We start from the raw sequence: 12,544 nt of genomic DNA on the forward strand, positions 1-12,544 counted from the left end.
ACGTTTCAGAACGATCGTGCCGCGCTCGAACGTGCGCACCGAACGGTCGTCCGAGGCGATGGGGGATCATGTCCTCATGGCCGACGACCACACACATGTGCAGGAATTCTTCGGCGCCCGCGCCGCGGACTGGGACGCTCGCTTCCCCGACGACGGCCCGGCCTACGCCGCCGCCGTCGCCGAGCTCGCTCTGCACCCCGGCGACGCCGTGCTCGACGCGGGCTGCGGCACGGGGCGCGCCCTGCCGCCCCTGCGCTCCGCCGTGGGACCGCGGGGGACGGTGATCGGTGCGGACCTGACGCCCGCGATGCTGGACGCGGCCCTGCGGGCCGGGCGCGGGTCCAGCGGGCAGCTGCTGCTCGCCGATGTCGCCCGGCTGCCGCTGCGCACCGAGTCCCTCGACGCAGTGTTCGCCGCGGGCCTGATCGCCCATCTGCCCCAACCAGAACTGAATCTACGGGAGTTGGCGCGGGTGGTCCGGCCGGGCGGAAAGCTGGCCCTCTTCCATCCCATCGGCCGCGCGGCCCTCGCCGCCCGCCAGGGCAGGCAGATCACCGAGGACGATCTGCGCGCCGAGCCCAATCTCCGTCCCCTGCTGGCCGGTTCGGGCTGGCGGATGATCTCCTACGTCGACGAGGACGCCCGCTTCCTCGCGCTGGCGGCCCGTCAGGACTGACCCGCCGCGACACGCGAGGACCGAGCCGCCGCGACAGCCCGTACGAAAGCGGCAGGGTTGTCGAACATGACGTTGTGACCGGCGTCCGGGACCGTCACCACCCGTACGCCCGAGGCCATCAGCTCCTCACTCCCGGCGAGTTCACCACTCTTCGCGCCCTGCAAATAGGTGCGCTCGGCGGGAAGTTCCATGAGCATCCGGCGCATCGTGGGCCGTGTGCCGCGGAACAGGCCGGCCGCGCTGCGGTGCAGAGCGAGCGGGTCCGCCAGGCGCATGGTCGCCGCCCAGGCCGGGCCGACCCGCTCCAGCACGCGCGCGAAGCCGTCGCCGTCGACGAACTCCTCCTCGCCGTAGGTGGCGATCCCGCTGCTTCCGGGCTTCGGCGGCGGGGTGGGGTCGAGGTTGGCCTCCGTGACGACGAGCCGTGACACCAGCTCCGGGCGGCGGTACGCCAGCACGATGGCGACCGATCCGCCCATGCTGTGCCCGACGATCTCGGCGTCGCGGACCTCGGCAGTGTCGAGCACGGCGGCGAGCGCGGCCGCATGGTCCTCCAGCGAGTAGCCGAAGTCGGCGGGCCGGTCACTGAGTCCGTGACCGGGCAGGTCGACGAAGAGCGAGCGGCGTCCCGCCAGTTCGGGGCTTGCCGCGATATGCGCGTGGTACGCCGCCGAGGCCGCGCCGAGCCCGTGTACGTACACCCTCGGCGGACCGTCCCCAGCCGCTTCGGTCCAGCGAATGAGGCTGCCCCTCGAGTCGAATCCGGCCTGTCGCACGGTCGCTCTCCCCTGCTTGTCGAAGTCCGTACCTTCGCCCGCAGCATACATCGGAGACGATGTATTGCGAGTCCGATGTACACCGCTGATGCGGCAGAATGCGGGCATGCTCGAGCTCGCGATCCTCGGATTCCTCCATGACGCCCCGCTGCACGGCTACGAACTGCGCAAACGCATCACCGCTCTGACCGGGCACGTGCGGCCGGTCGCCGAGAGCACCCTGTATCCCGCGATCAAGCGGCTCGAAAAAGCGGGCCTGTTGGCGCGCGAGACACAGCCGGGGTCGGGCGCCGCACCCCGCCATGTCCTCAGCCTCACCGACGAGGGGCGACGCGAACTGCTGCGCCGTCTCGCGGAGCCCCCGCAGGGCGACATCACCGACGAGAACCGGTGGTTCACCCTCCTCGCCTTCCTGCGGCACCTTGAGGACGCGAAGGCACAGACGGTCGTCCTGCGGCGGCGGCTGGCCTTCCTCGAGGAGCCCGCCAGCTTCTTCTACGAGGGCGATCGGCCGCTGCGGGCCGAGGAGTTGGACGACCCCTTCCGCCGCGGCATCCTCACCATCGCGCGCGCCACCAGCGAGGCGGAGCTGAAGTGGCTGCACACCACGATCCGCGCCCTCGACAGGTAGCGCGCCGTTCCTCTCTCCACTGCACCAGTTCCAACTCCGCACAAGGATGCGAAACTTGAAAGATCGGCGGCGGCCGCCGCCCTGGGGAAGGTGGTCCGGGTGTTCGACAGACTCCGCAGACTCCGCAAGTTCCTCGCACACCGCCCCGAGGAGGTGCCGACAGCCCGGCCCCCGGCGCGGCAGCACAACATCTTCGAGGCCGCGGCCGTCTATGTGTCGGGGTGCGCGGAGGACGATCAGGACCAGATTGACGAGGCGGTGACCTGGGTGTCCCCCGAGGCGCTGTCCTTCGGGGTCAACGAGCTGGCCTGCCGGGCGGTCATCGCCCTCGCCCGCGAGCGGGACGAGTCGCCGCAGACGGTGGCCCGCAGTCTGCTGGGCCTGCCCGCCGCGTGAGGCAGGCCGGGGCCGCTGATGAAAGGGGCGGACCACTTTCCGTACGCCAACCCTCGACGGCCGGGTTACCCACTGGTTAAGGTGCGCCGACGAACGATCGGATGGGGAGGGTGACGTGGCCGGGACGGACGACGCCGTCGACGAGGACGCGCTGTATGTGCTGACCGCGCTGCTTCTGACGCCTGCGCAGTACCCGAGCGTGCTCGGCGACGACTTCCCCGCCGCGTGCGCGGCGCTGGGCCTCGGGCCGTACGCCGGGGGGTACGGGCTGGTGCTGGGCCAGGACTCCGGCGGCGCCCGATGGACGGTCGTGGTCGACGACGTCTCGCTCGTCGCCGTCGCGATCGCCTCCTGGGACTGCGGCATGGAATACGACCTGTCCCCCGGCGAGCGCTCGGTGGTCTCGGCGCTGCCCGGCTGGCCGCTGGCCGTCGCGGTCGCCGCGCCCGGCGTGCCCGAGCCGCACGATCCGGAGCCCGAAGAGGGCGATCCGGCGCCGCTGACACCGCCCGACACCGGTGCGTGGGGGCCCGCTCAGCGCCGACTGGGGGCGGACGAGATCGCGCTCCAGTGGACGGAGTGGCGCCAGCAGATCGACGACGCGGACCTGTCCTCGCCGGACACGCCCGAGAACGCGCCGAAGGAGCGGCACCAGGGCGTGCAGCGGGCGCTGGAAGAGGCCCGGGGCTATGTGGAATCCGCCCCGCCGGTCGGGCGGGTCCGCTCCAGCTTCGCGCCCGGCGGGGCGCGCACGCTGCGCGCCGACGGTCCCGGCTGGTCCATGGTCGCCAGAACCGACGACATAGCCTTCGTCCTGCTGGACGAGGAGCCGTGCGAGGTGATTCCGGTGGGGCGCGGGGCCAGGCTGCCCGCGCTGCTGGAGGCGCTCGACAAAATGGCCGTGCGACCGGCCTGAGGATCGGCGGGAGCGCGGACGCACAGCAGGTTACGGGGAGGAACCGGCATGCCGGACAGTGCGGTTGAGGAACACGGCGTGGACCGTCAGGACGGGCTGGTCGAGTGCCGCCCGGTCGGCCGGGTCGTCGGCGGCCGTAGCGTGGTCGAGGACGACGACTGGGGTCCGGAGAGCGCGGTGATCCGGCTGGACGGCACCCGGTTCGGGCCCGAGGCGCTCTTCGGGCTCGAGGACTTCTCGCATCTGGAGATCGTGTACCACTTCGACCGGGTGGCACCGGAGAAGATCCAGACGGGCGCTCGTCACCCGCGCGGCAACACGGACTGGCCGCTGGTGGGGATCTTCGCGCAGCGCGGCAAGAACCGTCCCAATCGGCTGGGGGTTTCTCGCTGCCGGCTGGTGAAGGTCGACGGGCTCGACATCCATGTGACCGGGCTCGACGCGGTGGACGGCACGCCGGTCCTCGACATCAAGCCGTATATGGCGGAGTTCGGTCCGATCGGCGAAACGCTGCAGCCGAGCTGGTCGGTCGAGCTGATGCGCGACTACTACTGACGGCGCCGGGCCAAGAGCAGCACTGTCCGCGGACCGTGCGCGCCTGAACCCGACCGGACACCCCTAGGGCCTGTCGTTTGGATCAGGCCGGATCAGTGAGCGGGGTCTGGTGCGTGCGATCGCAGGCCGGAGGATGGGGGTCCCCCGCCGAAGGCAGGGGGAGAGCCGACGCGGAGCGTCGGCGACTGACGCAACGCAGCATGGGGGCACCTCCCGTGCCCGAAGGGCTACGGGGGTGGGGGCCCCTCCCACGCCGAAGGCTGTGGGGGAGCGTGCCAGGGCACGCGAACCCGGCAAGATCCAAACGACAGGCCCTAGACCCGTTCGAGCGGCGTGTGCGGCCCGTCCGGCAGCTCGACCGCTATCGCATCGCCGGGCATGACGACTCCGCCGGTCCTGACGATGCTCATGATTCCGGCCCTGTGCACGATGTTGCCCTGCTCGTCCCTGCCGACGACCTGCTTGAGCAGGCCGTCCTGGAAGGCGTCGATCTGCAGGCACGGGTTGCGCAGTCCGGTGATCTCCACTTCCGCTTCTTCGCCCAGTCGCAGCACGGTGCCAGTGGGCAGAGCGAGCAGGTCGATTCCGGTCGTGGTGATGTTCTCACCGAGATCGCCCGGGGCGACATCGAAACCGGCCTCCGCCACCTCCCTGAAGAGCTCCTCATGGATCAGGTGGACCTGGCGGAGATTCGGCTGGGTCGGATCCTGCGCGATCCGGGAGCGGTGCTTGACGGTCACCCCCGCGTGCACGTCGCCCAGCACGCCGAGTCCGGCGAGCAGCGTGATGCTCTCGCGGTTCGGCTTCGTGAAGGAGTACTCCCCATTGCTGCTGACCGTTGTGACCGTTCCGCCCATCGCGCGGAGTCCCCTCTTCCGTGCCGGTGATCGTCTTCGACCCTACCGGCACGGTCGAGAAGCCCGGGTCAGCGGCCGATCTCCTTGCGGGAGGCCCGGCGCAGCCTGCGGCGCTGGCTGGGGTCGAGCATGAAATACGCCACCGCGGGGACTCCGATCACCACGAGGAGCGACAGCCAGAATCCGATCAATGGCATCAGGAGCAGGCCTACGGCCACTCCCCCTATGACGAGCTTTGTACGTGTCGACATCTCGACGCCTCCATTCGCGGCCTTGGCCGCTCCTGCTGTGAGAACGTGCGCGCACGTCCCACGGTTCCACTATGCGTCGGCGCGCAGCGGTTCGCCGACCTCGTGCATATGGCTCAGTGCCTGCCGGTACGAATCGACGAGCCCGGTCTCGGTGTAGCTGACACCGAGCGAGCGGCAGTGGGCGCGCACCAGCGGCTGTGCCGGCCTCAGGTTCGGGCGCGGCATGCTCGGGAAGAGATGGTGCTCGATCTGATAGTTGAGCCCGCCCAGGAACCAGTCGGTGACCGGGTTGCCGCGGATGTTCCTGGAGGTCAGGACCTGCCGGCGCAGATGACCCCAGCGCTCGCCGCTCTCCTCGTCCGGCATCTCCATGCCCTTGTGGTTGGGCGCGAAGGCCAGGCCCAGGTGGAGGCCGAGCAGCATCTGATGGAGGAGCGCGAAGACCACGGCGTGGCCGAGCGGCATGGTGGTGAGGAGCAGGGTGGCGTACGCGGTGACGTGGGCGAGGAGCAGCAGGCCCTCGACAGCGCGCTCACCCCTGGACTGGCGGGCGCCGGCGTCCTTGGAGAAGACGGCCCGGAATCCGTAGATCTTGAGGGCGATTCCTTCGAGGGTGGTCAGCGGGAAGAACAGCCAGGCCTGGTGGCGGGTGAGCCAGCCGCGGAACCCTGCGCGGCCCTTGGCCTGCTTCTGTGTGAAGACGAGGATGTCGGCGGCGACGTCCGGGTCCTTGTCCATGTGATTGGGGTTGGCGTGGTGGCGGTTGTGCTTGTCGTTCCACCATTCCTGGCTCATGCCGAGCAGCAGATTGGCGTGGATGAGCTGGATGATCCGGCCCGTACGGCGATCGCCGGATATCTGTGCGTGTCCTGCGTCGTGACCGAAGAAAGCGGTACGGGAGGACATGACGGCGAGCGGAGCCGCGAGCAGCAGGACCCACCAGGAACCGCCGATGAGTGCCATGCCGGTGATCACGGCGGCGAGGCCGAGCAGATTCAGGGTGATGCCGCGGGCGTACCAGCCGGTGCGGCGCTCCAGCAGGCCCGCCTCCTTGACGGTCCGCAGGAGTGGCGCGAATTCGCTCCCGGAACCCCGCCGTGCTCCCTCGACAGGGGTAGGCGGCGGCGCAAGGGTGGCGGTGGCCTGGGGCATGGGCGGTCTCCGGTCTGTAGGCCGTGAGCTGATGCGCTTCTGCGCTGACCTGACCAAACGTACGTTCACGTGGGAGTTCGCGACGATGACGTCACCACCCGGACCGGTCTGGGGCCAGCCCCTGGCCCGGGGTGGTGCTGACTACACCCCGACGGGTCGAAGTGAGCTGCGTCACGGCTCAACCGCCTCCGCCCGGATGCGGCGTGGAGTACCCTCGGCGGCTCCGGTCCCGCAGTAGTCAAATTTGAGGAATGCGTCATCGCTGTGCACAAGCCTGTTGCGGCAACGCCCTCCCCCGTCCCCGAACCCCGACGTGCCCCCGCCGATCTCACCCAACTCGTCCGCTGCTCAGCGGTCTTCGTGCCCGGGGACCCCGCCCGCACCGGACGCGTCGCCTTCTTCCGCCCCGCCGTCGATCCCGCCACCCCTCTCGACGGCGACGAACTCCCCGCCGCGCCGGGCACCGTCAAGGCGCTGACCGTGGTCGGTGACGACGTCCACCCGCGGTCCGTACGGGCGTTGCTGCTGCCCGTACGAGAGGCACTGCCGGTCCTCACCAGGGCGCGGGCCGACGCGGACGCCTCCGCGGCGGCCGCCTTCTGGGGTGCGGCGACGATCCTCGCGCTGCAACTCGCCGCGCGCGGGCTGCTGTTGCCGGGGCTGAGCGCCACCGATCACGACGCGTGGCGGGTCGGGCCGCTGAGCCCGCAGGATCTCGAGCGGGTACGTACGCTCGCGGCCTCGATGCCGCCCGCCGCCCACGCCGTGCCGCTCGATGCCGCTGCCGATCCCCTGCTGCTGCCCGAACCCGAGCGCCTGCTGCGCGGGTTCCTCGACGCGGTCGCGGACGGGCTGCCCCGCACGCCCGCGGCCCCCATCGCCGCCGGTGGCCCGGCCTTCGCCGCGCACGAGCCGCAGCGACTGCCCGGCCGGCGCGCCTGGGCGGCGGACGTCGCCGCCGGCCATGACGCCGGCGTACGACTCTCCCTGCGTATCGAACTGCCGGGCCTGGAAGAGGCCGAGGGTGAAGGACCGGCCTTCCGCGCCGTCCTGCAGATGCACAGCGTCAGCGACCCGGCGCTCGTCGCGGATGCCGCCGGGGTGTGGGCGGGCCGGGCCGGCGGAGCCTTCGGGCCGCGCGCCCGGATGGACGCCCTGCTGGCGCTGCGCCGCGCCGCCCGCGCCTGGGCACCGCTCATGCCGCTGCTCCATGCCGCCGTGCCGGACGCGATCGAGCTCGCCGACGAGGAGGTCACCGAGCTGCTGGGTGAGGCGGCCAGGTCGCTGGCGACGACCGGCGTCCAGGTGCACTGGCCCAAGGAGATGACACGCAAGCTGACCGCGCGGGCCGTGATCGGCCCGGCCGACGAGGAGGAGGATTCCGAAGGCCCGAGGAAGGACGAGTCGGGGCTGCCCTCCTTCCTGTCCGCCGACGCCCTGCTCGCTTTCAACTGGCGGTTCGCGCTGGGCGATCAGCGGCTCACACCCGCCGAGCTCGACCAGCTGGCCGAATCCGGCCGCCCCGTCGTACGACTGCGTGACCAGTGGGTGCTCATCGACCCGGAGGAGGCCAGGCGCGCCCGCGAGAGCCGCGACCGCAAGCTGACTCCCGTCGACGCGCTCGGCGCCGTACTGACCGGATCCACCGAGGTCGACGGCCGCCGCGTCGACGTCCAGGCGTCGGGTTGGCTGGAGCGACTGCGCGACCGGCTCGCCGACCCCGAGGGCGGCGAGCAGGAGATCGGCCAGCCGGAGGCGCTCGTCGCGACGCTGCGCGACTACCAGCTGCGCGGGCTCAACTGGCTGAACCGGATGACATCACTCGGTCTCGGTGGCTGTCTCGCCGACGACATGGGCCTGGGCAAGACCATCACGCTCATCGCACTCCATCTGCACCGCCAGAGCCACGCATCGGCCGCCGGCCCCACCCTGGTCGTCTGCCCCACGTCCCTGATGGGCAACTGGCAGCGCGAGATCGAGAGGTTCGCGCCCGGCACTCCCGTGCGCCGCTTCCATGGCTCCACGCGCGCTCTCGACTCCCTCGCCGACGGGCAGTTCGTCCTCACGACGTACGGCACGATGCGGCTGGACGCCGCGAAGCTCGGCCAGGTCGCCTGGGGCATGGTCGTCGCCGACGAGGCGCAGCACGTCAAGAACCCGTACTCCACAACCGCCAGACAACTGCGCACCATCGGGGCGAAGGCGCGGGTCGCGCTCAGCGGCACGCCCGTGGAGAACAACCTCTCCGAGCTGTGGGCGATCCTCGACTGGACCACACCCGGGCTGCTCGGCCGGCTCGGCACCTTCCGCACGCGCTACGCGCACGCCGTGGAGGGCGGCAACGATCCGGCCGCGGCCCGCCGACTGGCAGCGCTGGTCAGGCCGTTCCTCCTGCGCAGACGCAAGTCCGACCCGGGCATCGCACCCGAGCTGCCGCCCAAGACCGAGACCGACCGGGCGGTGTCGCTCACCAAAGAGCAGGCCGGTCTGTACGAGGCGGTGGTGCGGGAGACGCTCGCCGCGATTTCGGAGGCGGGCGGCATGGAGCGGCGCGGTCTGGTGGTGAAGCTGCTCACCGCGCTCAAGCAGATCTGCAACCACCCGGCGCAATATCTGAAGGAGGAGCGACCACGTATCCCGGACCGCTCGGGAAAGCTGGAGCTGCTCGACGAGCTGCTCGACACAATCCTGGCCGAGGACGCGAGCGTACTGGTCTTCACGCAGTACGTGCAGATGGCGCGGCTGCTGGAACAGCATCTGGCGGCACGAGGTGTGCGCACCCAGTTCCTGCACGGCGGCACGCCGATCGCAGAACGTGAAGCGATGGTCAGTCGCTTCCAGGACGGCGAAGTCCCGGTCTTCCTGCTGTCGTTGAAGGCGGCGGGCACCGGGCTGAATCTCACCCGGGCCGAGCATGTCGTGCACTACGACCGCTGGTGGAATCCGGCAGTCGAGGCGCAGGCCACCGACCGCGCGTACCGCATCGGCCAGGACCGTCCCGTCCAGGTCCACCGCCTGATCGCCGAGGGAACCATCGAGGACCGGATCGCGGACATGCTGGCGCGCAAACGGGAACTGGCGGACGCGGTACTCGGCTCGGGCGAGGGGGCGCTGACGGAACTGACCGACGCCGAGCTGGCGGATCTGGTGGAGCTGCGAGGGGGCGGACGATGAGCGGAACCGACGAGAGCGAGCGGACCTTCGCGGCGCTGCCGCCCGCGCGCGGCCGTGGCTTCGCCGCGAGCTGGTGGGGTCAAGCCTGGCTGAAGGCGCTGGAGGACACGGCACTTGACGGCGGGCAGCTGAAGAAGGGCCGCAGGCACGCGCGCGAGGGTGCGGTCGGGGCGGTGTCAGTGCGTCCCGGGCGGATCACCGCCGTCGTACGGGACCACGACGGCACCGCACAGCGCAGCGATGTGCTGCTGCAGGAGCTGACCGGGGCCGAGTGGGACGGCTTCCTTGACATGGCGGTCGACCGCGCGGGTCATATCGCGGCGCTGCTGGACCGGGAGATGCCGCCGCATCTGGTGGAGGACGCGGCGGCGGCCGGGGTCGAACTCCTGCCCGGGATCGGCGATCTGGAGCCCGAGTGCACCTGCGGAGCCTGGGACCACTGCCCGCACACAGCTGCCCTGTGCTATCAGATGGCGCGGCTCCTCGACCAGGATCCGTTCGTGCTGCTGCTGATGCGGGGACGCGGGGAGCGCCGTCTGCTCGACGAGTTGCAGATACGCAGTGCGGCGCGGGCGTCCGCGACGGCGCCGGAGCAGGAGGCCGAGCGGCGACCGGCAGGGGTGCGGGCCGACGAGGCCTTCGCGGCGCGGGACATCGTGCCTGCGCTGCCCGCTCCCCCGCCGCTGCCGCAGGAGCCCGGGCTGCCGCCCGCCCTGGACACCGAGAACCCTCCGGGGCCGGGCCTGGACGTCGCGGCGCTGGAGTTCCTGGCGGCGGACGCGGCGGCGCGGGCGCACCGGATGCTCACGGACGCGCTGTCGGGCCGCGGCGGTGCAGGCTATCAACAGCAGCCTGTCGAGCCTGAGTTGACTCCGGACCAGGATGCCGTGCGACTGGCGGCCGGCGCGCCCGGACCGGTGATCGCGGGTCGCCTCGCCGCGGGCACGGACCGGCAGCGCGCCGAGCTGGAACTGGCCGTGCGTGCCTGGCACTTCGGCGGCGCCTCCGGGCTCGCGGTGCTCGAAGAGGAGTGGACACCGCAGCCCGATGCACTCGCCCGGGCGCGGACGGCGCTCGATGAGGCCTGGGAGGGGAGCGACCGGCCGCAGCTGCGGGGAACGGGTCCGGGCCGCTGGACGGTGGTCGGCGCCGATGCGCAGCTGCGCCTGGGGCGGGACGGCCGCTGGTGGCCCTACCGCAAGGAGCGGGGCCGCTGGGCTCCGGCCGGATCGGCGGACCACGATCCGGCGGCGGCGCTGGCGACGGTCACCAGCGAGAGCGAGGGCAACGCGGCCTGAGAGTCAACCGCGTGCCTGGCCCGCGAGCGCCTTCGCGATCTCTCCGGCCCTGTCCGCGCCCAGGCTGTTCCTGCCCTCACCGAAGCTCACGATCAGCGCGATGTCGCCGCCGCCCGCCACCGGGAGCCGGACGGTGGCGACATTGCCGCCTGGCGTCACGACCGGTTCGCCCTCGGCGGCCTTGTCCGCCTTCTCCACGAAGGCGGACAAGGCACTCACGTCCATCCCCGCGTCGCGCTGGATCTTCGGGGCCATCACACTCACGGCGAAGCCCTCCCGCCATTCACCCCACGGATTCCGGGAGTTCGCGGGGATCTCGCAGTCTTACCGGCAGTTGCCCGGGCATTCGCCCCGACTGCCGTACGAACGCTCGTGTCCTTGGGAGGACTCATGTCCCGTCGTGCCGTCAGGCGCACCACCGTCGTCGCTGCCGTGCCGCTCGCCGCCCTGACCGCGTTCGCGGTGGCCGGCACCGCCACCGGCGCGCAGGACGGGACCGGGCCGGCGACTGCCCGGGTCACCGGGACGGCGGTCCTCGCGGACATACCGCTGGGCGACTTCAGCAACGCCCTGCTGCCCGGTTCGGTCGCCGACGACCGCGGGGTCGACCTCGGTGGGATCGGCAGCGACATCTTCCCGGCCGGCCGCAAGGGCGAGTTCTGGACGGTGACCGACCGCGGTCCCAACGGGCAGATCAAGGTGGACGGCAAGAAGCGCCGCACCTTCCCCGTCCCCGGCTTCGACCCGGCGATCGTCAAGATCCGCGTGTCCGGCGACCGCGTGCAGGTGCTAGGGGCGATCCCGATCACGACGCGCTCCGGCAAGCCGGTCACCGGGCTGCCGAACCAGGCTTCGCGCGACGAGGCCCCGTACACGTACGACGCGAAGACCCCGCTCTCGTACGACCCGAACGGTCTGGACACCGAGGGCATCGTGCGCTCGGCGGACGGCACCTTCTGGCTGGCCGACGAGTACGGCCCCTCGCTCGTCCATGTCTCCGCCCACGGCAGGGTCCTCGCCCGTCATGTGCCCGAGGGGCTGAAGCTCACGGGCGCCGACTATCCGGTCGTGGAGTCGCTGCCGGGCATTCTGCTCAAGCGCAAGACCAACCGCGGCTTCGAGGGCCTGACCCAGCTGCCGGGCGGCGACCTGGTGCTCGCTGTGCAGAGCCCGCTGTCCCTGCCGGACACGGCCGCCGGCGAGAAGTCCCGCAATGCGCGACTGCTGCGCTTCTCACCCAGGAAGTGCTCCGTGACGGCGGAGTACGCCTATCGCTTCGACGCGGTGGACGTCGTCGACCCGGGCGAGGACGACCCCTCGGAGCTCAAGATCTCCTCGGTCGTGGCGATCGGCCGCAACACCCTGCTGGTCCAGGAGCGCACCGACAGGACGTCCCGGCTGCACCGGGTCACCCTGCCGCACGGCGCGGGCATCCTGGGCGGCGCCTGGGACGACCCCGCCACCTCTCCCTCGTACGAGCAGATCGAGGCCCCGTCGGCGGCGGGCATCCCAGTGCTCCGCAAGACCCTCGTGGCCGACTTCACCAAGGTCACGGGCGTGCCCGGCAAGGTCGAAGGCGTCGTGCTGCTGGGCCGGGACACTCTCGCGCTCGTCAACGACAACGACTTCGGCATGACGGACGGCCCGGAGGCCTTCGACGCACAGGGGCGCCTGGTGGACAGCGGCATCGAGACGACGGTGACGTACGTACGGCTGTCGAAGCCCCTGCACAGCTGAGTAGCCGGGCCGGCCGTATCAACTGTCGTTCGGACAACGGCAGTTGATATGAGTCGCTCACGCGGGGGAGGCTCGGCCGCCAGTGGGCTGCTGCCGGAAGCACACCTGCGGGCACGCTTGTCGCC

The 12,544-nt window shown here is 71.2% G+C and carries 13 protein-coding genes; 8 read left to right on the forward strand and 5 right to left on the reverse strand.

From position 1 onward, the window contains the following. Positions 1-76: 76 nt before the first annotated feature. Positions 77-676, forward strand: coding sequence for a class I SAM-dependent methyltransferase (locus OG905_RS04850; protein ID WP_328682038.1), 600 nt, complete (start codon positions 77-79; stop codon positions 674-676). Here OG905_RS04850 and OG905_RS04855 read toward each other — a convergent pair. Further along, the gene (locus tag OG905_RS04855) at positions 667-1,452 is read right to left on the reverse strand and encodes an alpha/beta fold hydrolase (RefSeq protein ID WP_328666355.1); all 786 of its coding nucleotides are present in this window, start codon (positions 1,450-1,452) and stop codon (positions 667-669) included. The genes OG905_RS04850 and OG905_RS04855 overlap by 10 nt on opposite strands. Before the next feature lie 106 nt (positions 1,453-1,558). Between OG905_RS04855 and OG905_RS04860 the strand changes: the two genes are divergently transcribed. From OG905_RS04860 to OG905_RS04875, 4 genes are all read left to right on the forward strand, one after another. Next, positions 1,559-2,083 (forward strand): PadR family transcriptional regulator, encoded by a 525-nt coding sequence (locus OG905_RS04860; RefSeq protein ID WP_328666356.1) that lies wholly within the window; start codon positions 1,559-1,561, stop codon positions 2,081-2,083. A 99-nt stretch (positions 2,084-2,182) separates the two neighbouring features. Beyond that, the gene (locus OG905_RS04865) at positions 2,183-2,479 is read left to right on the forward strand and encodes a hypothetical protein (RefSeq protein WP_443043893.1); all 297 of its coding nucleotides are present in this window, start codon (positions 2,183-2,185) and stop codon (positions 2,477-2,479) included. 115 nt (positions 2,480-2,594) lie between these two features. Beyond that, the gene (locus OG905_RS04870) at positions 2,595-3,395 is read left to right on the forward strand and encodes a hypothetical protein (RefSeq protein ID WP_328666357.1); all 801 of its coding nucleotides are present in this window, start codon (positions 2,595-2,597) and stop codon (positions 3,393-3,395) included. Positions 3,396-3,443: 48 nt separating this feature from the next. Then, positions 3,444-3,950, forward strand: coding sequence for an SAM-dependent methyltransferase (locus tag OG905_RS04875; protein WP_328666358.1), 507 nt, complete (start codon positions 3,444-3,446; stop codon positions 3,948-3,950). A gap of 314 nt (positions 3,951-4,264) precedes the next feature. Here the strand turns inward: OG905_RS04875 and OG905_RS04880 are convergent, their stop codons facing one another. The 3 genes from OG905_RS04880 to OG905_RS04890 all read right to left on the reverse strand — a co-directional run bounded on the left by OG905_RS04880 (position 4,265) and on the right by OG905_RS04890 (position 6,210). Beyond that, on the reverse strand, positions 4,265-4,807 hold the full coding sequence (locus OG905_RS04880) for an MOSC domain-containing protein (protein ID WP_328666359.1): 543 nt from the start codon (positions 4,805-4,807) through the stop codon (positions 4,265-4,267). A 68-nt stretch (positions 4,808-4,875) separates the two neighbouring features. Beyond that, positions 4,876-5,058, reverse strand: coding sequence for a hypothetical protein (locus OG905_RS04885; RefSeq protein WP_328666360.1), 183 nt, complete (start codon positions 5,056-5,058; stop codon positions 4,876-4,878). Between the two features lie 69 nt (positions 5,059-5,127). After that, positions 5,128-6,210, reverse strand: coding sequence for a fatty acid desaturase family protein (locus OG905_RS04890; protein WP_328666361.1), 1,083 nt, complete (start codon positions 6,208-6,210; stop codon positions 5,128-5,130). A gap of 264 nt (positions 6,211-6,474) precedes the next feature. Between OG905_RS04890 and OG905_RS04895 the strand changes: the two genes are divergently transcribed. After that, on the forward strand, positions 6,475-9,384 hold the full coding sequence (locus OG905_RS04895; protein WP_328666362.1) for a DEAD/DEAH box helicase: 2,910 nt from the start codon (positions 6,475-6,477) through the stop codon (positions 9,382-9,384). Beyond that, positions 9,381-10,682 carry an SWIM zinc finger family protein gene (locus tag OG905_RS04900; RefSeq protein ID WP_328666363.1) on the forward strand — a complete coding sequence of 434 codons (1,302 nt, stop codon included), beginning with the start codon at positions 9,381-9,383 and terminating at the stop codon, positions 10,680-10,682. Before OG905_RS04895 ends, OG905_RS04900 begins: the two co-directional genes overlap by 4 nt. Positions 10,683-10,685: 3 nt before the next feature. On the opposite strand, the gene OG905_RS04905 is transcribed toward OG905_RS04900, so the two are convergent. After that, entirely contained in the window at positions 10,686-10,946 is a 261-nt protein-coding gene (locus OG905_RS04905) for a hypothetical protein (RefSeq protein WP_328666364.1), read from the reverse strand. A gap of 126 nt (positions 10,947-11,072) precedes the next feature. Between OG905_RS04905 and OG905_RS04910 the strand changes: the two genes are divergently transcribed. Beyond that, positions 11,073-12,419: an esterase-like activity of phytase family protein gene (locus OG905_RS04910; RefSeq protein WP_328666365.1), complete on the forward strand. Its 1,347-nt coding sequence runs from the start codon at positions 11,073-11,075 to the stop codon at positions 12,417-12,419. Positions 12,420-12,544 lie beyond the last annotated feature (125 nt).

Origin of the sequence: Streptomyces sp. NBC_00322 (assembly GCF_036147535.1) — a bacterium.
Lineage (GTDB): Bacteria > Actinomycetota > Actinomycetes > Streptomycetales > Streptomycetaceae > Streptomyces.